Annotated in this window: 23 protein-coding genes; 18 read left to right on the top strand and 5 right to left on the bottom strand. The window is 56.9% G+C overall.

The annotated features are described in order from the left end of the window. Nucleotides 1-276 precede the first annotated feature (276 nt). The 7 genes from Q1W15_RS07325 (at nucleotide 277) to Q1W15_RS07295 (ending at nucleotide 6,873) form a co-directional block, all read left to right on the top strand. Nucleotides 277-1,047 carry an ABC transporter substrate-binding protein gene (locus tag Q1W15_RS07325; protein ID WP_300725587.1) on the top strand — a complete coding sequence of 257 codons (771 nt, stop codon included), beginning with the start codon at nucleotides 277-279 and terminating at the stop codon, nucleotides 1,045-1,047. A gap of 111 nt (nucleotides 1,048-1,158) precedes the next feature. Then, the gene (locus Q1W15_RS07320; RefSeq protein ID WP_300725584.1) at nucleotides 1,159-1,848 is read left to right on the top strand and encodes an ABC transporter permease; all 690 of its coding nucleotides are present in this window, start codon (nucleotides 1,159-1,161) and stop codon (nucleotides 1,846-1,848) included. After that, nucleotides 1,845-2,558: an ABC transporter permease gene (locus Q1W15_RS07315; protein ID WP_300725582.1), complete on the top strand. Its 714-nt coding sequence runs from the start codon at nucleotides 1,845-1,847 to the stop codon at nucleotides 2,556-2,558. The genes Q1W15_RS07320 and Q1W15_RS07315 overlap by 4 nt, the downstream gene beginning before the upstream one ends. 28 nt (nucleotides 2,559-2,586) lie before the next feature. Next, nucleotides 2,587-3,354, top strand: a complete 768-nt coding sequence (locus Q1W15_RS07310; RefSeq protein ID WP_300725580.1) for an ABC transporter ATP-binding protein — start codon at nucleotides 2,587-2,589, stop codon at nucleotides 3,352-3,354. Nucleotides 3,355-3,392: 38 nt separating this feature from the next. Further along, nucleotides 3,393-4,496, top strand: a complete 1,104-nt coding sequence (locus tag Q1W15_RS07305; protein ID WP_300725578.1) for a DUF2817 domain-containing protein — start codon at nucleotides 3,393-3,395, stop codon at nucleotides 4,494-4,496. A gap of 213 nt (nucleotides 4,497-4,709) precedes the next feature. Beyond that, nucleotides 4,710-5,777, top strand: a complete 1,068-nt coding sequence (locus Q1W15_RS07300; RefSeq protein ID WP_300725576.1) for an aromatic ring-hydroxylating dioxygenase subunit alpha — start codon at nucleotides 4,710-4,712, stop codon at nucleotides 5,775-5,777. 1 nt (nucleotide 5,778) lies between these two features. Further along, entirely contained in the window at nucleotides 5,779-6,873 is a 1,095-nt protein-coding gene (locus tag Q1W15_RS07295) for an FAD-binding oxidoreductase (RefSeq protein ID WP_300725574.1), read from the top strand. A gap of 72 nt (nucleotides 6,874-6,945) precedes the next feature. Here Q1W15_RS07295 and Q1W15_RS07290 read toward each other — a convergent pair whose 3' ends face one another. Continuing rightward, nucleotides 6,946-7,227 (bottom strand): GNAT family N-acetyltransferase, encoded by a 282-nt coding sequence (locus Q1W15_RS07290; protein WP_300725572.1) that lies wholly within the window; start codon nucleotides 7,225-7,227, stop codon nucleotides 6,946-6,948. Between the two features lie 379 nt (nucleotides 7,228-7,606). Here Q1W15_RS07290 and oprI point away from each other — a divergent pair, with 379 nt between their 5' ends. Beyond that, nucleotides 7,607-7,858, top strand: coding sequence for an outer membrane lipoprotei OprI (gene oprI, locus Q1W15_RS07285; RefSeq protein ID WP_003172710.1), 252 nt, complete (start codon nucleotides 7,607-7,609; stop codon nucleotides 7,856-7,858). Between the two features lie 133 nt (nucleotides 7,859-7,991). Here the strand turns inward: oprI and Q1W15_RS07280 are convergent, their stop codons facing one another. From Q1W15_RS07280 to Q1W15_RS07270, 3 genes are all read right to left on the bottom strand, one after another. Continuing rightward, entirely contained in the window at nucleotides 7,992-9,020 is a 1,029-nt protein-coding gene (locus tag Q1W15_RS07280) for a L,D-transpeptidase family protein (RefSeq protein WP_300725570.1), read from the bottom strand. Nucleotides 9,021-9,130: 110 nt separating this feature from the next. Beyond that, nucleotides 9,131-9,424 carry a hypothetical protein gene (locus tag Q1W15_RS07275; RefSeq protein WP_003446817.1) on the bottom strand — a complete coding sequence of 98 codons (294 nt, stop codon included), beginning with the start codon at nucleotides 9,422-9,424 and terminating at the stop codon, nucleotides 9,131-9,133. A gap of 58 nt (nucleotides 9,425-9,482) precedes the next feature. Continuing rightward, nucleotides 9,483-10,088, bottom strand: coding sequence for an arylesterase (locus Q1W15_RS07270; RefSeq protein ID WP_300725567.1), 606 nt, complete (start codon nucleotides 10,086-10,088; stop codon nucleotides 9,483-9,485). Nucleotides 10,089-10,098: 10 nt separating this feature from the next. On the opposite strand from Q1W15_RS07270, the gene Q1W15_RS07265 reads away from it, so the two are divergent. Together Q1W15_RS07265 and Q1W15_RS07260 are read left to right on the top strand one after the other, a co-directional pair. Beyond that, nucleotides 10,099-10,782 (top strand): ABC transporter ATP-binding protein, encoded by a 684-nt coding sequence (locus Q1W15_RS07265; RefSeq protein WP_300725565.1) that lies wholly within the window; start codon nucleotides 10,099-10,101, stop codon nucleotides 10,780-10,782. After that, on the top strand, nucleotides 10,782-13,286 hold the full coding sequence (locus tag Q1W15_RS07260; protein WP_300725563.1) for an ABC transporter permease: 2,505 nt from the start codon (nucleotides 10,782-10,784) through the stop codon (nucleotides 13,284-13,286). Before Q1W15_RS07265 ends, Q1W15_RS07260 begins: the two co-directional genes overlap by 1 nt. Before the next feature lie 95 nt (nucleotides 13,287-13,381). On the opposite strand, the gene Q1W15_RS07255 is transcribed toward Q1W15_RS07260, so the two are convergent. Further along, a complete protein-coding gene (locus Q1W15_RS07255) occupies nucleotides 13,382-14,707 on the bottom strand; it encodes a hypothetical protein (protein ID WP_300725561.1) in 1,326 nt (441 codons plus the stop codon). A 626-nt stretch (nucleotides 14,708-15,333) separates the two neighbouring features. Here Q1W15_RS07255 and Q1W15_RS07250 point away from each other — a divergent pair. The 8 genes from Q1W15_RS07250 to Q1W15_RS07215 all read left to right on the top strand — a co-directional run bounded on the left by Q1W15_RS07250 (nucleotide 15,334) and on the right by Q1W15_RS07215 (nucleotide 24,077). Then, nucleotides 15,334-16,227 carry a LysR family transcriptional regulator gene (locus Q1W15_RS07250; protein ID WP_300725559.1) on the top strand — a complete coding sequence of 298 codons (894 nt, stop codon included), beginning with the start codon at nucleotides 15,334-15,336 and terminating at the stop codon, nucleotides 16,225-16,227. Between the two features lie 575 nt (nucleotides 16,228-16,802). Next, the gene (locus tag Q1W15_RS07245; RefSeq protein ID WP_300725557.1) at nucleotides 16,803-18,218 is read left to right on the top strand and encodes an APC family permease; all 1,416 of its coding nucleotides are present in this window, start codon (nucleotides 16,803-16,805) and stop codon (nucleotides 18,216-18,218) included. 166 nt (nucleotides 18,219-18,384) lie between these two features. Beyond that, a complete protein-coding gene (locus Q1W15_RS07240) occupies nucleotides 18,385-19,737 on the top strand; it encodes an aminotransferase class III-fold pyridoxal phosphate-dependent enzyme (RefSeq protein WP_300725555.1) in 1,353 nt (450 codons plus the stop codon). A 127-nt stretch (nucleotides 19,738-19,864) separates the two neighbouring features. Continuing rightward, complete coding sequence (locus Q1W15_RS07235) at nucleotides 19,865-20,809, top strand: PDR/VanB family oxidoreductase (protein WP_300725553.1); 945 nt, start codon at nucleotides 19,865-19,867, stop codon at nucleotides 20,807-20,809. A 17-nt stretch (nucleotides 20,810-20,826) separates the two neighbouring features. After that, nucleotides 20,827-22,158 (top strand): aromatic ring-hydroxylating dioxygenase subunit alpha, encoded by a 1,332-nt coding sequence (locus Q1W15_RS07230; RefSeq protein ID WP_300725551.1) that lies wholly within the window; start codon nucleotides 20,827-20,829, stop codon nucleotides 22,156-22,158. After that, nucleotides 22,148-22,681, top strand: a complete 534-nt coding sequence (locus tag Q1W15_RS07225; protein WP_300725549.1) for an aromatic-ring-hydroxylating dioxygenase subunit beta — start codon at nucleotides 22,148-22,150, stop codon at nucleotides 22,679-22,681. Before Q1W15_RS07230 ends, Q1W15_RS07225 begins: the two co-directional genes overlap by 11 nt. Further along, entirely contained in the window at nucleotides 22,681-23,274 is a 594-nt protein-coding gene (locus Q1W15_RS07220; protein ID WP_300725547.1) for a cysteine hydrolase, read from the top strand. Before Q1W15_RS07225 ends, Q1W15_RS07220 begins: the two co-directional genes overlap by 1 nt. Beyond that, the gene (locus Q1W15_RS07215; RefSeq protein ID WP_300725545.1) at nucleotides 23,271-24,077 is read left to right on the top strand and encodes an SDR family oxidoreductase; all 807 of its coding nucleotides are present in this window, start codon (nucleotides 23,271-23,273) and stop codon (nucleotides 24,075-24,077) included. The genes Q1W15_RS07220 and Q1W15_RS07215 overlap by 4 nt, the downstream gene beginning before the upstream one ends. The last annotated feature ends 131 nt before the right edge of the window (nucleotides 24,078-24,208 follow it).

Here is a 24,208-nt window from a genome sequence, read left to right as displayed (position 1 = left end):
ACTTACAGTTTTGATCATCTGTTCGTATAGTAAAAGCCTCGTATCCTGTTCAAAACATCCACCTAAAAGATGAGGAAACACCTCACACAAAATGTAACTGCGCGTAACGATACCCACTGTTTGCTGATAGGCACCTTGCACCGCAACCGCTCTAGCACGTCACATCACTGAATTGGCCTGTATCTTGCTCTACCTGTATATACAGGTCATGTCATCAGTAAAAAGACCTGCCGAGCGACCCCAACGCTAAATCTGTAAGACAAAGGAAAAACTACAATGAAAAAATTTGTCCTCGCAACCGTGTTAGCACTGGCTTCAACTGGCGTCCTGGCCAAAGACCTGAGCGTGATTCGTTTCGGCGTCGACCCGACCTTCGCCCCCTTCGAATCGAAAAACGCAGAGGGTGAACTGGTGGGCTTTGACATTGATCTGGGCAATGCCATTTGTGCCGAGTTGAAGGTCAAGTGCGTGTGGGTCGAAACACCTTTCGACAGCAGCATCCCGGCCTTGCGAGCGAAGAAATTCGATGCCGTGTTGTCCGCCATGACCATCAACGAACAGCGTAAAAAGAACGTCGACTTCTCGGACCGTCTCTACAACTCCCCGAACCGTTTGATCGCCAAAAAGGGCAGCGGCTTGCTGCCCACGGCCGAGTCACTCAAAGGCAAACGCGTCGGTGTGGCTCAAGGCACCACGCAAGAAGCCTACGTCAAGGCCATCTGGGCACCCCAGGGCGTGATCATGGTCACCTACCCCAACCAGGACCTGCTGTACCCCGACCTGGTCAGCGGGCGGATCGACGCCAGCCTGACCGACGCGGCTGTGGCAGATATCGGCTTCTTGCAAACCTCCAAAAATACCGGGTTCGAATTCGCCGGTGATGCCGTTATCAACACCGAACTGTTGGGCGAAGGTATCGCCATTGGTCTGCGCAAGAACGAACCGCAACTGCGCGAAGCCATCAACCGCGCGTTGGCCGCCATGCACAAGGACGGCACCTACGACACGCTGCAGAAAAAGTACTTCACCTTCGACATTTATAACTGAGCCCCGCGTCTGAACGGTTCCGGATTACCCATGGGCGGGTAATCCGGAGCCTGGCAGTTCACTTTCGCGCAACCGGCCTGTGAGCCGACGTTGCCAATGGAGCGACAGAACATGTTTTTACAGGGCTATGGTTCATTGATTGTCGAAGGCACGCTGACCACCATTCAGCTGGCGCTATTGTCGATGCTGCTGGCCGTCTCGCTGGGCCTGATCGGCGCATCCGCCAAACTTTCCAGGTACCCCGTGCTGCGTCACCTGGCCGCTGGCTACACCACGCTGATCCGCAGCGTGCCCGACCTGGTGATCATGCTGCTGCTGTTTTTCAGCCTGCAAATCTGGCTCAACAACTTCACCGAGTGGCTGCAAGCCGAACAAATCGACATCAACCCCTTCGCCGCCGGGGTTATTACCCTGGGCTTTATTTACGGCGCGTATTTCACCGAAACGTTTCGCGGTGCCTTTCAGGCCGTCCCGGCAGGCCAGCTTGAAGCGGCCGCGGCCTACGGCATGAACCGGCGCCAAGTGTTTATACGTGTGCTGTTCCCACAAATGATGCGCTTCGCGCTGCCAGGCATCGGCAACAACTGGCAGGTGGTGCTCAAGGCCACGGCGCTGGTGTCGATCATTGGTTTGATCGATATCGTCAAAGTCACTCAGGATGCGGGCAAAAACTCGATGGACCTGTTTTTCTTCAGCGTCATCGGCGGCCTGATTTACCTGGCCCTCACCACCGTGTCCAACGGTGCACTGCTGTGGCTGGAGCGGCGTTATTCAGTGGGCGTCAGAGGAGCGCAGCTGTGAACGAGATTATTGAGCAATACTGGCAGTCGTACCTGTGGTTTGACGGCTACCAGCTCTCGGGCGTGGCCATGACGTTGTGGTTGCTGGTGGCGTCCATCGCCATCGGTGGCATCTTGTCAGTACCACTGGCCGTCGCACGGGTGTCACGCAACCCGCTGCTGCGCCTGCCGGTCTGGTTTTACACCTACGTGTTCCGCGGCACGCCCTTGTACATCCAGTTGCTGATTCTTTACACCGGCATCTACAGCCTGCAGATCGTGCGCGATCAACCCACGCTGGATGCGTTCTTTCGCGAGGGCATCAACTGCACGTTACTGGCCTTCGCGCTGAACACCTGCGCTTACACCACTGAAGTGTTTGCAGGGGCCATCCGCGCAACCCCGTATGGCGAGATCGAGGCGGGCCGGGCTTATGGCATGTCCGAGTTCACGTTGTACCGGCGCATTATTTTGCCTTCAGCGCTGCGCCGCTCGCTGCCGTTCTACAGCAATGAAGTGATCCTGATGCTGCACTCCACCACCCTTGCGTTCACCGCCACGGTGCCCGACCTGCTGAAAGTGGCCCGGGATGTGAACTCGGCCACCTACTCCTCGTTTGAAGCCTTCGGCCTGGCCGCCGTTCTGTACGCGGTGATGGTCTTTATTCTGGTCTGGGTGTTCCGCCGTTGCGAAGACCACTGGCTGGCCTTCATGAAACCTCAATCCCGCTAACCCGGCACTCACCTGGAGATCACTGAACATGTACAAACTCAGCGTCGATGAGCTGCACAAAAAATACGGCGACCACGAAGTGCTCAAGGGCGTTTCCCTCAAGGCCAAAGCGGGCGACGTCATCAGTATTATTGGGTCCAGCGGCTCGGGCAAAAGCACCTTCCTGCGCTGCATCAACTTTCTGGAGCAGCCTTGCGCCGGCAGCATCGCGGTCAACGATGAACAGATCCGCACCCGCAAAGACCTTAATGGCGCACTGTGCGTGGCCGACCCGCGACAACTGCAAAAAATACGCACCAAATTGGCGATGGTGTTTCAGCACTTCAATCTGTGGCAACACATGACCGTGCTGGAAAACATCGTTGAAGCGCCGGTGCATGTGCTGGGTATCAAGCGCAAAGTGGCCGAAGAGCGCGCCCGCCAGTACCTCAACAAGGTCGGGCTGGCGGCCAACGTCGAAAGCAAATACCCGTCGCACCTGTCAGGTGGCCAGCAGCAACGGGTGGCTATCGCCCGTGCGCTGGCCATGGAGCCGGAAGTGATGTTGTTTGACGAACCGACCTCGGCCCTGGACCCGGAGTTGGTGGGGGAAGTGCTGAAAGTGATGCAAGCCCTGGCCGAAGAGGGCCGCACGATGGTGGTGGTGACCCACGAGATGGGGTTTGCGCGCAACGTCTCTAACCATGTGATGTTTCTGCATCAAGGCCGCGTTGAAGAACAAGGCGCGCCGGGGGACGTGCTGGTCAACCCGAAAAGTGAACGGTTGACGCAGTTTCTGTCCGGTCGCTTGAAATGACCGCCGCCCACATTCCCCGACTGCCACAGGAGCACAGCATGAGCGAAGGTTTTCCATCGCACCGCAGTTTTACCCGCCAGCGCGAGCAGTTTGTGGCCGCCGCCGATGCCGCCGGTGCCCGCCTGTTCACCTACCCACACCCGTTTCGCGGCCCCTTTGATGACCCGCTGAGTACCGATGTGGCGCTCATCGGCAACCCCGAGGCCAAACGCGTGCTGGTGTCCTTGAGCGGTACCCACGGGGTGGAAGGGTTTTATGGTTCGCACAGCCAATGCCAGTGGTTACAGACGCTGGACACCCGGCACCTGCCTGATGACGTCGCGGTGTTGATGATCCACCTGATCAACCCGTGGGGCACGGCCTGGATGCGCCGCGTCAATGAAGACAATATCGACCTGAACCGCAACTACCTGGACTTCAACCACACGCCACCGGACAACACCGCCTACGAGGCACTGCACGGGGTGTACACCTGCGACCAGTTGCGCGGCCCACACCGCGACCACGCCGACGCCGTGCTCAATGAGCGGGTACAGCGCGAGGGTTGGTCAGCGGTGATGTCGATTGTCGAAGCCGGCCAGTATCGCCACCCCGACGGCCTGTTTTACGGCGGGCAGGCCGCCAGCTGGTCGAACCGCACGCTGCATCGCATTCTCGCAGACCACCTCGGGCAGGCCGAGCGGGTCATGTGTTTCGACCTGCACACCGGGGCCGGGGATTATGGCCACCCGATGCTGATGACTATCGCCCAGGCGGCCTACCCCGCGCTGGACGCGGCTCAGGCGCTGTTCGGCCCGTGGCTGTTCACCTTGATCACCGGGGCCGACAGCCAGAGTGACACCGGGGTCGCGGCCACCGCCACCGGTTACACCTCGCAAGCGATCATCAATGCCTTACCGCATGTGCAATTGATGCCCTTTGTGATCGAGTGCGGCACCTACCCCGGCCCGCAGATTCATAGCGTGTTGCGCGATGACCAATGGCTGCACCTGTACGGTGACCTGTATAGCCCTGAGGCCCGCCAGATCAAGCTGCAATTGCTGGAACAGTTCTTCCCGGCCGACAGCGACTGGCAGGAATTGGTCGCAGTGCGTACCCGGCAAATCTGGGACCGCGCGCTGGCCGCCTTAAGCGCGTCATAAGCTAAACGCAGGGGCAATAGCTGCACCGCATCAAGGCCGTTTTAGACGGCCTTGAACGCGTTGCAGCCTTTTTTTGCTCACCGCCAACACTTTAGTACAGCTAAATCATTCAACAGTTTTAGGCCTCTATCCTTACGAGTCTGCCGCCTTTTATGCTGGGTTCGTGATCAGTCATCGCCCGCCGAGGCACCCAGAATAATAAGGAGAGTCCCCATGTTTATGCGTAATGCGTGGTACGTCGCCGCCAGTGAAACCGAATTGGGCGAGCAATTGCTGGCGGTCAAATTACTCAATGAAGCCGTGGTGCTGTACCGCAAAGAAGAGGGCACCCCGGTAGCGCTGGAGGATGCGTGCCCACACCGCAAGTTGCCCCTGTCACTGGGCCGCCGCGTGGGCGATACGATTGAATGTGGTTACCACGGGCTGACCTTCGATTGCTCGGGCAGTTGTGTCCGCGCTCCGGGCAGCAGCCGCGTGCCGCAAGGCGCACGTGTGCGCAGTTACCCGTTGGAAGTGCGCTACGGCTTAATCTGGATCTGGATGGGCGATGCCGCCTTGGCCGACCCCGACAAAATCTGCCAGGTACCTGAATGGGGCGATCCGGCTTGGGGGCTCAACCGTGGCGACAGCATGCTCATCCCCTGCAACTACCTGTACATGACCGATAACCTGCTGGACCCGTCTCACGTGGCGTGGGTACACCAGTCTTCCTTCGGCAATGCGGCCTGCGCCCAGGAGCCATTGCAAACCACGGTCACCGACGCCGGTGTGATTGTGTCGCGCTGGATGCGTGACGTCGAGGTGGCACCGTTCTACGCCAAATTTGTGAAGTTCAGCGGCCACTGCGACCGTAAGCAGCACTACGAGGTGCACTACCCGGCGCAGGCCATTATCAAGGCGATTTTCACCCCGGCGGGCACTGGTTCGGATGACGGCGAGCAACATGAGCAGGTGTTTTTAATGAACTCCTACAACTTCATGACGCCCATTGATGAATCCACCACGCGCTACTACTGGTTCCAGGTGCGCAACTTCGATCAAGACAACGAAGACGTTTCCCGCCAGTTTGACGAAGATGTGCGCCACGCCTTCGCCGAGGATCGCGTGGTGCTGAGCGCCGTGCACCAGGGCATGACGCACAAGCGCACGCCCAACATTGACCTGGCGTCAGACTCGGGCCCGCTGCGCTTTCGGCGCAACCTGGCCAAACTGATTGCGCTGGAAAATGCCGACACGCTGATCCCGCTGGTTCCCGCGCAACCGACTGCCGTGGAGGCCTGAAATGAGCACAAGCACTCAGGGGTTCGGTGCCTGGCGGGTGGTCGCCAGGCAACCGGAGAGCGCAATCATCACCTCGTTTACCTTGGCACCGGCTGATGGCTCCAGCCGCCTGGCATTCCGACCCGGGCAATTTCTGACGGTACGTCTGGCCCTCGCAGACGGGGCAACACTGCTGCGTAACTACAGCTTCAGTGCCGCTCCCGATGACCCGTGCCAAGTAAGGATTTCGGTCAAGCGCGAACCTGCGCCCTTCGATTTACCCCACCTGCCCGCCGGGCTCGGCTCCAACCACCTGCACGACGCGATCAATGTGGGCGACGTACTGGAAATAGCTGGCCCGTCCGGCACCTTTGTACTGGATGAGGTCAGCCCACGGCCGGTGCTGCTGCTGAGCGGGGGCGTGGGTATAACGCCCATGTTCAGCATGCTGCAGCACCTGAGTCGTCAGTCGAACCGACCTGTGCACTTTATCCATGCCTGTGAGAACGGTGCCGTGCATGCGTTTCGCGAAGCAGCGCAGGCACTGGCCGATGCTCGACCCGGTATCGCGGTGCATTTCTGCTACCGCAACCCAGGCCCCGATGACCACGGGCGCTACCACAGCCAAGGCTTGATCAGCCAGCAAACCCTGCAACGGTTACTGCCTCTGGACGACTACGACGTATACCTGTGCGGCCCGAGGGCTTTTATGCAAGCCAACTGGCGCTTGCTACGCAGCCTGGGTATTGCGCGGGAACGCATCCACTACGAATTCTTTGGCCCGGCCACGGTTTTGGAAGGGGACGAAACCGCCGCACATCCCCTTGCCCAGCCTGTGCCGACGCGAGAGGAAGGTGGGCTGGAGGTGTGCTTTTTGCCTTCCGGCGTGCGGGTGGCGTGGGATAAAAACTGCCACTCATTGCTGGAACTGGCGGAGCAAGCGGGCCTGGCACCCGCCTACAACTGCCGAGCGGGCCTGTGCAACACCTGTCAGGTGCCGCTGCAAGCCGGCACCGTGGAGTACCTAGAGGAGCCGCTGGAGCCACCGGCCCATGGCGACATCTTGCTGTGTTGCACACGGCCCACCAGCCCCGTCACCGTGCGCTTGAGCACCTGATAGACCATCAGAGCCTGGATCACAGCCAAAAAAAACGCCGGCAGGCCGGCGTTTTTTTTCGCGGGGCTACGCTCAGATTTTAGCGGAGGCCCGCTGATGGCGTTCCATGTAGCACTCGACATAAGAGCACGAAGGAATCACCTGATAGCCCATTTTATCGGCGTAATCGAGCGCCTGCTCGGTCAATGCCGCCGCAATCCCGCGGCCACGCAAGGCATTGGGAACAAATGTGCGATAGATATCCAGAGTCTGCTTACCCAGATCCATGTAGGTCAAATAGGCACGATGACCGTCAACAGTGATTTCAAACTGGTGAGCTGTCTGGTCATGATGGATGGACAACGCCTCGCTCATCATTGCTCCTTAGCGGGTCTTGAACCTGGACCTCTACATTACTGTTGTTTTCCAGCCGTGGGAACTACTTCGCCACTACCGGCAGTGCCTTCGGCCCTGCAACCCGGGTTCATTTTTTGTCGGGGTAGACCTTATGACGTACCGCTGCGTATCAAGTCACGTGCCGATGCATTATTGACCTTGCCCTCGACACGCAAAACTGCCTGTTTTTCATACACAAACAGTTAAAACTAGCCTATTGGCATTACTCGCCAATTATTTTTTTTCGATCTTGCGCTAGGTCAGTTTACTTACTACAAGTAATGGGTAGTATGTACGCCGGCTGTTTCCTCACTCTGAAGGAGCAGCTTTAATTAGAAAGTCCTTGAAGGGGAACACGATGAACAACGTTCTGAAATTCTCTGCTCTGGCATTGGCCGCAGTTCTGGCTACCGGTTGCAGCAGCGTATCTAAAGAAACTGAAGCCCGTCTGACTGCAACTGAAGATGCAGCAGCACGTTCCCAGGCTCGTGCTGACGAAGCCTACCGTAAAGCTGACGAAGCGCTGGCTGCTGCTCAAAAAGCACAACAGACTGCTGATGAAGCAAACGAACGTGCTCTGCGCATGCTTGAAAAAGCAAGCCGCAAGTAATAGTCCTTCGGGATTGTTACCGAAAGCCGGCCCATCCAATGGGCCGGCTTTTTTATTGCCTGCTCATTATTCATTCCGCCGGTCAAAAAAAACCGCCGGGGTGATTAACCGCGGCGGCTTTTGGACCGTTTACTTACTGCACGTAGTCCAAGGACTGCGCCTGAGGTGCCACTGTATGGGCAATACCGATGGGTGCAGGGATTCCCGTCTCGGCCACCACGACAGGGAACGCTTCATCCTTGTCGATCTGAATGAGGCTTTCCAGGTCGGGATGCTTGAGCAGGAAGTTGATAAACAATGCGTACTTGTCTTGCTTTTCTTGATCGGTCAGGTGCGATTTGTCGCTCTTGGCAATCAGCGAACCGTCCTTGACGTTCAAAGGTTCATGCACCTCAACGAAGACCTTGCCACCACTGACACCCAATTTGTAAGGCTCGTTGATGATTCTGACCGGTGTGCCCACCGGCACCATTTTGGCCATTTCAAGCACGTTCTTGTTCAACATGCGGAAACACCCATGGCTGGTGCCCGTGCCAATACCGAATTTCGCGTTCGAACCGTGAATCAGGTAACCCGGCATCCCGAGTGTGAACTTGAAAGGCCCCAGCGGGTTATCAGGGCCGGCCGGCACCACATTCGGCAGCGGATCACCGTTCAAGGCGTGTTCGGCCTTGATCGAGGCGGGCGGCGTCCAGGTCGGGTTAGGCGTCTTCGCGGTGATACGCGTGTTGCCCAACGGCGAGCCCCACCCCTCGCGGCCAATCCCCAACGGGAAGGTGTACACCTTGTTTTGGTCTTTCGGGTAGTAATACAACCGATACTCGGCCAGGTTGATCACGATGCCTTCGCGCTTGCCCGGCGGCAGAATGAACTGGGTCGGTAGCACAATATCGGTGTCGATCTCTGTACCGTCCGCATTTTTCTTGACCGGCAACCAGGCATCCAGCCCCGGGTTGGCAGCAACCATTTCCGAATAGCCCAACTCGTACTGGCTACCCAGATCGGTAAACGTATCCTTGAACTGGCCCTTGATGACCTGCACTTGGCCCACCACATCTTCGCCGGGTGGCGGTAATGGGAACTCAAGCGCAGAAACAGGCCCCGCAACACACAGTGCGGCAGCTGACAGGTAGCGGGTGACGGCAGGTAGGCGCGACAACATCCGGAACATCCTTCGTATAATCAACGGGGGACAAAATGGGGGCAGTGTACACGTCAGGTTGATGAGCCAGGAGGCCGCGTACCTCGCCTTAAGCGGTTAGACAGGTTGGATCATAGTTCAAAGCGCAATTCAGGCCAGATCGGTTCTGTACCACGGCGTTGCGACTCGATAATTGCTCGGCACAACGGGCACAACCGATGGTCTTGAAACACCTTGCGGGTCACATCTGACCAGCGCGGTTGCGCGGGCAACAAAGAGCCGCAGAGTGTGCGATCAATCGTGCCACCCAGCTCCAGTTGGCGCGTCACCAAATGCACCCGTACCTCCTGGCAGGCGAACAAATCGAGCTGCTCATCGGGCTCGATCAGTTGATAGGCATATAAAGACCAGGCAGGACGTGACATCGGGGGCTCCAGATCGAGGGGGCGCCACATTAGCCGAAACACTGCCACTAGAAAAGCATCAAAGCAGAGGTTTTAACGCCGGCCACATGTTATCCAGCAAAACTCCCTGGGCATTGGCGGCCGGATGCAGCCCATCTGCCTGCATTAACTGGGGCTGGCCGCCCACGCCTTCCATAAAGAAGGGCACCCGCGCGACTTGCTTTTCACGGCCCAATTCACTGTAAACCTCGGCAAAGGCCTGGGTGTAGCGCACGCCATAATTGGGCGGCAGTTGCATGCCCAGCAGCAGCACTTTGGCCCCGGCCTTTTGGGAAGCCTCTATCATGGCTGCAAGATTTTGTTTCAATTGCGCTGGCGACTGGCCACGCAAGCCATCATTGGCCCCCAGCTCCAGTACAACCACCTCAGGTTTATGCTCGCCAAGCAGCGCAGGCAACCGCGCGAGCCCGCCAGCACTGGTGTCCCCGCTGATTGAGGCATTGACCACCTTATCCTTGTAACCCTCTTGCTTGAGCCGCTGCTCAAGCAACGTCACCCACCCCTGACGGGTATCCAGGCCGAAAGCCGCGCTGATACTATCGCCAACGATCAGAATTGTTCCCGCCGTTGCCGTCTGTGCCGTACACATCAGGGCCAGAGCAGCACTTAATAACCACACACGCATTGGATTCTCCATGGGCGAACGTATTCTCACCGCGCAGAACCTTAGCAAAGTGGTTCCCAGCGCGGAAGGCGAGTTAACCATCCTGCACGCTTTAAGTCTTGAACTGAACAAGGGCGACAGCCTGGCGATCGTCGGTGCCTCGGGTTCCGGCAAATCCACCCTCTTGGGTCTGCTGGCCGGGCTGGACCTGCCCAGCGAGGGCGAGGTGACCCTGGCCGGACACGCCCTCAGCACCCTCGATGAAGACCAACGCGCGCGCGTACGCGCCGAGCACGTCGGGTTCGTGTTCCAGTCGTTCCAATTGCTGGACAGCCTCAACGCGCTGGAAAACGTCATGCTGCCGCTGGAACTTGACGGCCGCAAGGATGCCCGCGAACACGCCCGCCACTTGCTGGAACGCGTGGGGCTGGGCCAACGCCTGAGCCACACTCCGCGCCAACTGTCCGGGGGCGAGCAGCAACGTGTGGCCATTGCCCGGGCATTTGCCGCCGACCCGGCGGTGCTGTTTGCCGACGAACCTACCGGCAACCTCGACAGCCACACGGGTGAACGCATCACCGACTTGCTCTTTGAACTGAACAAGGAGCGTGGCACCACGCTGGTACTGGTCACCCACGACGAACGCCTGGCCCATCGGTGCCGGCGCCTGATCCGCCTTGACGCTGGCCATTTGGTCGGCCCGCTGGAGCCTTGATGGCACGCCTGCCGCTGTTACGTCTGTTCAGCCTCGCCGTCCGCCAACTGCTGCGCGATGCCCGCGCCGGCGAGTTGCGGGTTCTGTTCTTCGCTTTGCTGGTTGCCGTGGCGGCCAGCACCGCCATCGGCTATTTCGGTGCACGCCTCAACGGTGCCATGGTGCTGCGCGCCACTGAGTTCCTGGGGGCCGACCTGGTGCTTGAAGGCAGTTCCCCAGCCCGCGACGAACAACTGCGCGTCGGCAGGGAACTGGGCCTGCAACATGCCCGCGTCGTAGAGTTCTCCAGTGTGATCGCCACCGATAACGGCATTCAGTTATCCAGCATCAAGGCGGCCGACGACGCCTACCCCTTGCGCGGTGAACTCAAGAGTACTGCGCAACCCTACGCCGAAGAACAGCCAGGCGGCGGGCCAAAGCCGGGCGAAGCCTGGGTAGAGTCGCGGCTATTGACCGCACTGGACCTGAAAGTGGGCGACGAGATCGACGTGGGCTCGAAAACCGTCAACATCGGCCGAATCCTGACGTACGAACCCGACCGTACCGGCAATTTGTACAGTTTCACCCCACGGGTGCTGATTAACCTGCAAGACCTGCAAGCCACCGGCATCGTACAGCCGGGCAGCCGCGTCAATTTCCGCGAACTGTGGCGCGGGGAGCCTTCGGCACTCCAGGCTTATCGGGATGTGATCCAGCCAGGCCTGGACGTCAACCAGCGCTTGCTGGACGGCCGTGATGGCAACCAGCAGATCGGCGGCGCACTGGGCAAAGCCGAACGCTACCTGAACATGGCCAGCCTGGTAGCCGTGCTGCTGTCAGGTGTGGCCGTGGCACTGTCGGCCACCCGGTTCGCCAACCGCCGCTTCGATGCCAGCGCCCTGCTGCGTTGCCTGGGGCTGTCACGCCGGGAAACGCTGTGGCTGTTTACCCTGCAACTGGCGGTACTCGGGCTTCTGGCCTGTGTGGCCGGTGCCTTGCTCGGCTGGCTCGCGCAAATGGGGCTGTTTGCACTGCTGCACGACTTGCTGCCGAGCAATGTACCGGCCGGTGGCTTGATGCCAGCCATTGCCGGCATGGGCACCGGCCTGGTCGCTTTGGCCGGGTTTGCCCTGCCTCCCTTGGCCGCCTTGGGGCGCGTGCCGCCGTTGCGCGTCTTGCGGCGCGACATGCTGCCCGTGCCGGCCAGTACCTGGACCGTGTACGGCGCTGCCCTCTTCGCTCTCGGGCTGATCATGTGGCGCATGAGCCTGGACCTGGTTCTGACCTTCGCCCTGCTCGGCGGCGGGGTGGTTGCCGCGCTGGTGCTGGGTGGCCTGTTGCTGCTGGGCTTGCAAAGCCTGCGTCGGCTATTGGCAGGCGCATCGTTGCCATGGCGTCTGGGGCTGGGCCAACTGCTGCGACACCCGCTTGCGGCCGCCGGGCAAGCCCTGGCATTCGGCCTTATCCTGCTCTCCATGGCCTTGATTGCCCTGTTGCGCGGTGAACTGCTGGACACTTGGCAAAACCAGTTGCCCAAAGACGCGCCCAACTACTTCGCGCTGAACATCCTGCCCGCCGACAAAGACACCTTCGGCACGCGCCTGCATGAACTTCAGGCCCAGGCGGCACCGCTCTACCCGGTGGTACCCGGGCGCTTGATCAGTATCAATGGCGAAGCGGTGCAAGACATCGTCAGCAAGGACTCCAGCGGCGACAGAGCCATCCAGCGCGATCTGAGCCTGACCTGGGCCGCCGACCTGCCTGCGGGCAACGAAGTAACCGCGGGCACTTGGTGGACGCAGCAGCCCGCCGAGGGCATACCCGGCGTGTCGGTCGAGGCCAAGGTGGCCGAAAGCCTGAAACTGAAACTGGGCGATCACCTGGTATTTACCGTGGCCGGCGTCAACCGTGAAGCCCGGGTCACCAGTTTGCGCAGCATCAACTGGGACAACTTCCAACCGAACTTCTTTATGATCTTCCAGCCGGGCACCCTGCAGGACTTGCCTGCCACCTATCTCACCAGCTTTTATCTGGCACCGGGGCATGACAAGGAAATCATCGAGCTGTCACGCAGTTTCCCAGCTGTCACCATTTTGCCCATTGAAGCCTTGTTGGGGCAGTTGCGCAGCATTCTGGCGCAAGTGACGATCGCGGTTGAATACGTGTTGTTGTTTGTATTGGCCGCCGGCATGGCCGTGCTGTTTTCCGGCTTGCAGTCCACCCTGGACGAACGCATTCGCCAAGGTGCGCTGCTGCGCGCACTGGGGGCCGAACGGCAATTGCTGATCAAGGTACGGCGCATCGAGTTCGGCCTGCTGGGCGCAACCAGCGGCCTGCTTGCAGCGCTGGGCACCGAACTGGTGAGCCTGGTGCTCTATCGCTATGCCTTCGACCTGCCTTGGCAGCCACACCCGTGGCTGTTGCTGCTGCCGGTGGCGGGAGCCCTGATGGTGGGAGGGGCCGGTGTGTTTGGCACACGCCGCGCCTTGAACGCCAGCCCCCTGACGGTGTTGCGCGAAGGCTGATATCGCCCCTGCGCGGCTTCCTCTCAGTCGCGTGGCGAATGGACTCGCCACGCGACTGAATGCCTCAGGCCAGCGTCTAACCCCCTGGGTTGCAATCAGAACCCCATCGCAAACACTAGCTGGGCGTACACGTTTGTTTCGTTGTTGCCCAACTGCAGCCCCCCCTGCTCTGCGCTTTTGCTGGGCCGGTAGAAACCCACCAACGGCATCACCGTCAGGTTCTCATTAACGTGCCACTCGGCATATAAGTCGACTTCCTGGCCATCGGTATTGCCCAGGCGGCGATCAAGGGTGTCGTAATGGAAATACAACGCGCCTACCGTCAGGTTCTCCAGGGGAGAGGCTTTGAGCGTCACGTTCTGGATGCGCGAATTGCTATTGAAAGGGCCAGCATAGTTACCCGCCACTTCGCCCTGGAACCACGTCCCGTAACCACGGCTCAAACCATAGAACAGCGTGTCATACCCTTGCGAAAATCGGCTGTAACGGTAGCTGACCCCCGGTGCCCACCGCGTGTTCGCGAACGTCCAGCCGGCCTCCATGTACCACGCGTTTTCATTTGAGGCGTCGGGTTTATGCTGGCTGGCGTACTCACCCGACAGGAACAGGTTATGTACGCCCGCATTGCCCGATGCGCGCACGCTGTACGTCTTCATTCCGTCCCGTTCAAGTTGAAGCGGCGAGGCATACTGCTTGCTGATATCGGTAATGTGAATATAGGTCAGGCCGACGGTGCCGGCTTGTGCCACGTGTTCGAGCGTACCGACGTTCATCTGCGTATCGGCCTGCGCCCGATTATCGGATTTGAGCCACATCAAGTCACCACGCCAACCTTCTTGACCGCCAATGCGTAGCACCGCCGTTTTGTCGAACGCCTTGCGTGCAGCCAGGTAGTAGGCCCCTCCGCGGTTCAGTTGACCGTCGTTAGTGCCTCGACCCAAGTTGAGACCATCCCCCTGAATCAAGAAACCGTCGCCCACCACAATATTTTGTCGGCCAAAAGAAAGGTCAACGCCGTTTTCCCCAAGGGCCTCAAACCGGGCACCGGAACGCCACCCCAAGTAGGCGTCTTCGATCTGGGTGGTGCGTTCAGAACCGTCGCTGAAACCCGCTGCGTCCCCCTCTCCCCACGTGCCGGAACTGAGCAAGGCAAACGCACCATATGCCGCCCCTGTTTCCCCGATGCCCTGATCGCCGCTCAGGCCATATTTAATGTAGCCCTCACGCCAGGAAGCCGATCCCTGCGCCAATCGGCCAGAGGGCGCGTAACGTTGCTGGCTGTGAAAAGCGCCGAATGCGGCTTCCAGATTGGCACTAAGGTGGGTGTCGTCCCGAGAATACAACTCGTAAGCACCTACCTGAGAGCCGGTGCTGGCAAGTGCAGCAAGTGTGTATAAGCAAAGCATGGAGTATGGGCGCATGGATGCACTTCCAATTATTATTAGAGGCAGAACGTTCATTTAAAACAACTTCCGAAACACGACAAAGCTGACCAGGCTTTATTCAGTTAATACCTGCGGCATTCACCCCTGAGCGCAGACCTCATATACTATTTTTTTCTGAAACTTCTACAGCCAAGTATCAAACACCACGGCCTGCTCACACACGTAGCGCGCACTGACAGATGACAAGAACAGCCACCGTGCTATTGGATATAACCCGCCCCTCTGTGTCTATCCACTTTATTAGCCAATATCATCCTGAAAATTGCCCAATGAAAATATCCACTCGTTTACGAACTGATACCGAACTCGCCCGCGCACCCTATTAAGCTGTGCACCTCATCGGTGCATCGCTTTTTTAAAACCTGTAGTTGTTACAAACTTTCCCGCACTCAGTTCCGTCGGTAACATTTAACCAATACACCCCTTATCAAATGGATCCGCGCAAGGTAAACCGGTCATCGCTTGGCGCATGACTTTGCGGGGGTATCCATACGCATGCTGAGCCTCTTTCCCGGTGCCACCGATTACCTGAGCAACGTGCTAAGCCACAAGGTGCGTTTCTTGCTTGATAACCATCAACCTCCTCTACGTGGCCCGACGACATGGATACCAAGAAACTACTGCTGGCCGTGAGGCTGGGTGAAACCCTTCATTTCGGGAAGGCTGCAGAAATTGAAAATATGGCGCAGTCAGGCTTGAGTGCACAGATCGCCAAACTGGAAAGTGAACTGGGCTTTCGCCTCTTCGTACGGGCGAATCGCAAAGTGGCGCTGACGGAAGCAGGCGAGATCTTCATTAAGAAAGCACGCTTGATTCTGGCCGACATGCATAACTCTATCGTTGAGTGCAAAGCCCTGGCCGATAACAAACGCTCGGTATTGAAAATTGGCATGTTCGGAGATCAGGCCGCGGAATATACCCATCCCATGTTTGCGCTTTTTCAACGCTTGAACCCTGACATTCGCTTGGTATTCGTAGAACTGCAGATGACCAACCAGGTGCAGTCTCTGGTGGGCGGGGCCGTGGATGTTGTCTTGATGCGAATTCCGACCCACGATGTGCGGCTCGAGTACGTTGAGCTCTTCAAGGAGCAGCGGGTCGCCGTTGTTCCCGCAACGCACGAACTGGCCTCGCTTAACGTTTTAAGCGTCGCTGACCTGCTCGATAAACCCTTCGCCATTCCAGACGAAGGTGCGCCTTCTGACTTGATTTCATACTGGAGCCTGGCGGATGTCAGAAACCAGCCCAGTAAAATTGCAGCGAGGGTCAGGACCATACCTGAAGTCATATCAGCCGTTGCTTATGCCGGGGCTTTTGACACCTTCCCATCGTCGCTGACAAAGGCCTACAACCACCCCGGAATTCGCTACATAGCTTTGGAGGACGCGTCGTTAAGCACCCTGTCACTGGCGACACTGCAAGGCAACCGCAGCCCCGGCATCCGCGCATTGCGGTATTGCGCATCGCAGACCTTCAAGATCAATTTTTCAGACTAGCCGCCAGCCCATGACACCATTAGCGGGCACTGATCGGCCCTCTTAATGCAGCCTGTGCTCGGCGGCTCGCTGTTGGCGTGCAACGGTCAACTGAGCGTTGGCGTCAGAATCCGCTCCTGCGCTGACCCATCTCAAAGCGTGATTAATCAATCAGTTTTAGCGCATTGAATCTCCCCCCGAATGGTCACATCATCGCTCAACGGACGCATAAACACTGAGCGTTCATAAGGTTGAAATTCGTTGGGGCGTTGACACCCGACACCCCTAAAAACCGTTAGAGTCCGTACCCAATCGCTTTAATAAAAATAACAGGGAGCGAACCGTGAACACATTCCAACTTACCGGCTATCCAACCACTGCAGGCCGTCGCCGTTGTGGTGAAAGCCGATGATTAAACACCAGGTTTTCTCCAGTTTGAATTGAGCCAAAAACAAATAAGAAATAAAAACCTCGCCAATGCAAACATCGCAAGCTGCCAAGTAAATACACGCATTGTCCAATGCGAATTTATCCGTAGTTAAACGTGCTCGCCGACGTGGCAGCAACGTACTGTGATATGCCGTCTGGAGTACCTTATGCAAGATCGTGATCAGAAAAACAATTTAAAAACAAACTCACTGGGCGTGTCCGATATTGTATTTTTTGTCGTCGCGGCAGCCGCTCCACTGGGCGCAACGCTGGGCGGATCGCCAGCGGTATTCGCTATCGGCGGCAGCAGCGCACCCGCCTTATATTTGTGTGCTTCCGTTATTTTGATGCTGTTCGCCATCGGCTTTGCCGCGATGAGCCGATATGTGGTGAGTGCAGGCGGGTTTGCCGAGCTGGTTAAAGTGGGTATCGGGCGCAGCGTCGGGCATGCCGCGTCAGGTGTTGCCATACTCGCCTACATTTGCATGCTGGCCGGCATTTATGGTGCCTTCTCCGCATTCAACTCGGAACTTGTTAAAAACTTTACCGGCATGACCATCAGTTGGCAGTTAAGCGCCGTAATGGCCATTGCGCTAGTCGGCCTGTTTGGTTATCTGGATGTCAACATTTCAGCGAAGATACTCGGTGTCTTAATGATATTCGAGGTGTTGATTCTTGTTGTGTTCGATGCAGCGGTCCTGGTTCAGTCAGACCTTGCAGCGATGAATGTGTCCAACTTCATTCCAGTCGATTTCAGCGCACCCGGCCTCGGCGTGGCATTAATGTTTGCCTTCGCCTGTTTCGTCGGGTTTGAGTCAACCACTCTTTACGGTGAAGAAGCCAAAAACCCGCATACGACCATTCCCAGGGCCACCTACATTGCCATTGCCCTGATTGGCGTATTTTATACGCTGACCACCTGGTGTTTGGGCATTGCTTACTCAGGCAGTGACATACAAGCCGCGGCTACAGATGACCTGGTGAATTTCGTGTTCAACATGAATACCCGCTATGTTGGCCTCTGGTCGACCCAACTCATGCAATTACTTGCCGTTACGAGCCTGTTTGCAGTACTTCTGTCGTTCCATAACGCTTTGTGCCGGTACCTCTTTTCTCTCGCCCGCTCCAGGTTTCTGTTCAGTTCGTTAAGCCGTGTGCATAAAAAATACAGCAGCCCGCATAGAGCCAGTTTGGCACTCAGCGCCATCACACTGGCCATACTCCTGGCGTTCATGTTTACCGGCGCGGATCCCATTGGCAATCTCTACATGTGGATGGTTGCAGTCGGCACATTGGCCATTCTGGTCTTGCAAGCCATGGGGGCCGTTGCCGTCATCGCGTACTTCAAAAAAACAGGGAAAGGCTTTTTCTGGCAAGGTTTTGCGGCCCCGCTACTCGGGGGCGCGGGGCTTATCGTTGTCATCGTGTTAGCCCTGAGTAACTTTCAGGCGTTAACAGGCTCCCACTCGGAACTGGCCAGTTTATTACCTTGGCTCGTTCCGATTGCAGCCGGGGTGGGCATCATCAATGGCCGACGCAAATCAGCAAACTTCCAAGCCAATGAACTGCCCACTTCGACCTGAGCCGCCAGGCACAACAGTGTCTATAGGACATGCCTAAAACACCCGCTATCACACTCATGACTCATGAGTTCAACAACCACACTGGAACGCGAGACGGGCAGCGTTAGAGGTGCCCGGGGCTACCCGCGAGCGTATTCGCCTGCCAGACTTTTATACGGGAATAACCATGAAACTTGATTATCAGCAATCCGTTAAAAACTTCTCGGACACCTTTAGTCTGTCCAAGACTGAAACGCATAAAGGAAAGCATCTTATTCCAGGGGGGTTCAGCAGGCGCACCTTTGGTTTTGGTCCACACGCCATCTTTGTCGAAAAAGGTGACGCGCAATACATCTATACCATTGAAGGAAAAAAACTCCTCGACCTTAATAACAATTTCTCCACGAACGTACTGGGCCATAACCACCCGGCGATTATTCAAGCCATTACGGATATGCTACCGAATGGTTTCTCTTTCGGTAACCCGACCGACCACGAACTTGAACTCGCCAAGCTGATCTGCGACAGAATTGAATCCATCGAACAGGTCAAGTTCTCGTGTTCCGCCAGCGAGGCCTGCCTGAGTGCCGTTCGCATTGCACGGGGATACACCGGGCGTCATAAAATTGCCAAATTTGAAGGCGGGTACCACGGGTTTACAGATGAACTCGCCGTGTCGGCACACCCCAATCCCGAGCACTTTCCCGGCCCGGATTTTAACCCCAGGGCGCTTCCAGACTCCGACGGCATTCCACGCTATAAAACCGATAATGTCATTATTCTGGTGCAAAACGATTACGAAGCCTGCGAGAAGATTCTGCGCGCTCATGCGCAGGACATCGCCTGCGTAATGATGGAACTACAAGCGTGTGCTGGGGGCATTGTCGTACTCGACAAAACATTCGTGAAAAAAATCAGGGCGTTGACTGAAGAGCTTGGCATCTTGCTGATCGTCGACGAAACCGTCACATTGCGCGCCGCATACCATGGGCTTCAAGGCGAGTATCAAATCAAGCCCGACCTCACCGTGCTGGGTAAAATGATTGGTGGCGGTCTTCCCATTGGGGCCGTGGGCGGCAGCCGGAAAGTGTTCCGGGTACTGGAAGACAACCACGTCATGATTTCCGGCACCCACCATGGTCACCCATTGGCCTGCGCAGCAGGCATTGCATGCCTCAACGCCATGGATCAAAAAGCCTACCAACGGCTCAATGAAATGTTCGCGAAGATTAGAAACGAACTGAACCGTTGGGCAGCGGAACATCATTATCCCTTTATTATATTCGGGGCATTCTCGGTGTTTGCGTTCGCTTTTACCCGGCAACTGGGAGAGGCCATCACCACCCATCGCGACTATTGGCACAAGATAGACGATAACAGCATGAGTATTTATGCGCTGGAAATGGCAACTCGCGGTTACTTTCCGGTACATCGCGGTCAGGTTGGATTAACGCTGCCCATGACGGACGCGGATGTAGACGGTTATATCGAAACAACAAAAGCTGTGGTGACCTCTATTTATCGCCAGACCCTGGATTAAACGAAAGATATCGAGCGCCAGTTGGCCCAAATAAAATGCCAGATCTGGATAGTGCCTTTTCCATTTCCGGCTTTTTTTGAAGTCGTCAGGCTCGTAGATTGGGCACCTGCCTTCGGAGAAATGAAGTATGTCCAGCCTGTCTCTCATGGTGCGGCAAATAGAATGCCTCACCCCACGAATCCGCAAGCTCTTGTTGGTTTCCCCCGACCACAGTCCGCTTCCGGCTTTTTCGCCGGGTGCCCATATCGAAATCACTATTGCGGGTGATCGCATACAACACCGCGCTTATTCGCTGGTTAATAGCGGTGGCGAGGACGTCTACGAAATAGCCGTCCAACTTGAAGATGAAAGTACGGGGGGCTCCCGATGGCTCCACTCGTTAACCGAAGGCGAACATGTCCAGGTTAAACATCCGGAGAATTTATTTGCCCTGGATGAACACGCTCGCCATGTAACGTTAATTGCGGGTGGCATTGGTATTACGCCCATTTTAAGTATGGCGCGGCACCTCGATGCTCAATTAAAACCCTATACATTGCACTATGCAGGCCGCAGCCAGGAAGCCATGGCCTACCTGCCAGAGGTTGAACAACTGACCCATAAAAAACTCTGGATTACCCAGGGCGATAGAAGCAAGCGTTTTCCCGCCTCGCAGGCCTTGGCCAACCCCAGTGCTGGTCATCATTTATATATATGCGGCCCCAATAAAATGGTCAGCAGTGTCTTGGCCACCGCCCGCGAGTTGGGCTGGCCAGAAGACCATTTGCACTCTGAGACTTTCGCGGGTGCCCTGGAAAAAACAGGCGACCGGGCTTTTGAAGTTTTCCTCAGCGGTACTGGCATTGCATTAACCGTGGCCGCAGACAAAACCGTGCTGGACGCAATGATCGAAGCCGGGCTGGACCCCCTGTTTGATTGCCGAAGAGGCGATTGCGGCGTGTGTGTGGCGCAGATTCAAGAGGGAGAAGCCGATCACCGTGATATTTGCCTGTCCGAGCGGGAGCGTTCTGCCGGAAGTTTTTGCACCTGTGTGTCACGCGCCACCAGCAACCGATTGGTCCTGAACATCTAATAAAAAGAGTAAACGTCATGATTCCAACGAATGAACACATCGCCGCTTTAATTCGAGAAGACAGCGTCCATAAGAGCGTCTATACCGATCCGGTTCTCTTCAAATTGGAAATGGAACGGATTTACGGCCATGCATGGATCTATGTAGGCCATGAAAGCCAGGTGAAACACGCGGGGGATTACCACACCACGCGCCTTGGCGAACAGGATGTCGTCATGGTTCGCGCAGCCGATGGTACGGTGAACGTGCTCTACAACCGCTGCCCCCACAAAGGGGCCAAACTGGTGGCCGATGGCGATGGCAACGTCGGTAAGTTCTTCCGCTGCCCGTACCACGCATGGACGTTCAAACTGGATGGGCAACATCTGTCGGCCCCTTTAAAGAGCGGTTTCGAAGGTACCTGCTACGACCCGAAACATGCCGACTTTTCCATGGTCAGTGTCGCCCGTGTCGACAGTTACCGCGGTTTTGTTTTTGCGAGCCAGGCGGCCTACGGCGAAGACCTGAAATCCTTTCTCGGGGGCGTGATCACCTCTATCGACAACCTGTGCGACCGTTCCCCGGTTGGCGAAGTTGAAGTCGCCGGTGGCATTTTCCGTGTGCAACAGCGTTCGAACTGGAAAGTGTTCTATGAAAACCTGCATGACACCATGCACGCTCGTATTACCCATGAATCTTCCGTAGACGCTGCCCGGGGCGAAGCCGAAGCCATTGGCGAAATGCCGTTTGAGTTGTTGATCATGGATGGCAACGGCGAGCCGTATGACTTCTGGGAAAAACTGGAACTGCGCGCCTACAACAACGGCCACGGTTATATGGAAGCCATCTTTGACCCGGCTGCCGCAGACCGAGATATTGTGTCGCGCGAACACTTTGAGTGTTTGAGCAAAGCGTATGGCGAAGAACGCAGCCGTGAAATTCTGGGCATGAACCGCCACAACACGGTGATTTACGGCAGCGGTTCTCCCCACACGGTCTTTATGCAGTTTCGCGTGATCCGCCCACTGGCTGTGGACCGCACCATGGTCGAGATTCAAACCTTCCGCTGTAAAGGCGCGCCCAGCTCAGTGTTTGATCGTGCGCTGACTTACGCCAACGTTATTAACTCGCCTTCTTCCAACGTCATGCCAGATGACGTTGAAGTCTATGCCCGCTGCCAGGAAGGCAACATGACCCGTGGCGGAGAGTGGATCAGCATGCACCGCTATGCCGGCCAGGATATCACCCTGGAAGACGGTGCCATTTCTACCAATGGCACGAGCGAACTGCCCATGCGCAACCAGTTTGCCGCGTGGAAGCGGTATATGACGACCACCCTTATTGCCAAGGAGAGCACCCATGCTGCCTGATGCAACGTTCGACATTAACACCACTGCACTCAATGCCGTCACCACGCCTGTAGAAACCTTGCGCAGTATTGAGGCGTTTATCTTCGAAGAAGCAAAACTTCTGGATCAACGCAAGTTTTGGCAATGGGACAAGCTGTTTACCGACACCGGCATGTACTGGGCACCTCAGAAACACTACCAGGACAATCCGTTCGATCATATTTCCCTTTTCTGGGAAGACCGCATGCTTCGCGCGGTACGCATTCGTCGCGTCGAGAACGCCCGTAACTGGTCGCAACAACCGCAAACCCAAACGGCGCACCTGGTGGGCAACATTGCCGTCGAAGGCACGGATGACCATGGCAATGTCGTCGTCAGCGCTGTATTCCAAGTCACCGAGTGGCGCCTTAAACAGCGCCAACTGGCGGGCCGTTACACCTACAAGCTGGCCGCGCAAGAAAACGGTGGCTGGAAAATACAGTTAAAGAAAGTGCAACTGGTCAACTGCGATGATGTATTCGAAAACCTTGAGGTTTTTGTGTGATGAAGACGCCGGTTGTGATCGCCCTGCACTATCAAAATGATGTTCTGCATGAGCACGGCAAAATTAAAGTCGGCTTGGGTGATGATCCTGCAGCAAGACAACACCTGGTCAGCGCCGCGTCACTCCTGTTAAGCGGGGCCCGTGACCAGGGTTGGCCCATCTTCCACGTGCGGGTGGCGTACAGCGCCGACTACGGTGACTTGATACAGAACGCCCCCATTTTCAAGAACGTGGCAAAGGTGGGTGCCGTGCTGGAGGGGTCATGGGGCGCGGAGTTTTTAGACGCACTAAAGCCGCAGGACTCTGCCCTGGAACAGGTGATTACGCACAACCGGATTAATGCGTTCTACGGTACCCGCCTGGAAGAACTGATTGCCTCGATCAACAACCCTGTATTGATCGTGGCCGGTGTTGCCACTCATTCCGTGGTTGAAAGTACTGTCAGACATGCCGTTGATTGCGGCTATGAAGTCAGCGTAGTGGCCGACGCTTGTGCCTCGGCAAGTACGCTCACCCATGAAGCCTCGCTCAATAACATGACGTTAATCGCAGACATCACCCGTGTGTCTGACGTGATGAGGGCCTTTACATGAACCTGAACGGTAAGGTGGCGATTGTTACCGGCAGCACCCAGGGCCTGGGAGTAGACATTGCCAGGCACCTGTTAAGTGTGGGAGCCAATGTTGTGCTTGTCGGCCGCAACCGCGATGCCGGTTGTGCGCTGGAAGACACACTGGGCCCGTCCAGCGCCTTTTGCGCATGCAATGTTGAGCTCGATGACGATATTGAGCATTGCATTGAATTTGCCATCGCTCGTTTCGGGCGCATTGATATTCTGGTGAATAACGCCTGCATATACGTGGACCACGGCATTCACTCAACGCGCGAACAATGGCACCAGACGTTGGACGTTAATTTAGTGTCCGCCGCCATGTTCACTCAAAAAGTGCTGCCTCACTTATCCCGCGGCGCTGTCGTGATCAATATGGGCAGCACCGGAGGCAAGTTTGGAGCGGTCGGCAGGGCCCTTTACCCGGCGTCCAAGGCGGCATTGATCCAGATAACCAAGAGTTTTGCTGTTGCCCTGGCTCCTGCCGGTGTTCGCGTGCTTTGCGTGTCACCCGCCTGGACATGGTCCCCCGCCGTTGCACAGATGTGCGCTGATGATATCGATGTGGCGGATAAAGTCGGCGCGCCGCTGCACCCGTTGGGGCGAATCGGTCGCGGCCAGGAAGTTGCACAAGTGATCAGCTTTCTATGCTCGGACGATGCGTCCTGGATGACCGGCGTAGACGTACCGGTCGATGGCGGCTTTTCAATTCTGGGGCCGGACCAGGGCGAATCACCCCGCACATGGTTTCAACAGTACCAGCACACGAACACAGCTGAAGATTGAAGGCTTGCGCCAATAGCAGGCGGCTTATACCCACTGTCACCTCTTCAGGCGACTGTGCGCAATGCCCGTTGCCACGCGCGGGTCAAGTATGACGTTAGACATTGCTTCACGGACCCGTTGACCGGGAATAA

Origin of the sequence: Pseudomonas sp. (assembly GCF_030150285.1) — a bacterium.
In the GTDB taxonomy this organism is placed as follows: Bacteria; Pseudomonadota; Gammaproteobacteria; order Pseudomonadales; family Pseudomonadaceae; genus Aquipseudomonas.
The sequence above is the reverse complement of the archived record's forward strand: the minus strand, read 5'-3'. Positions and strand labels throughout refer to the sequence as shown.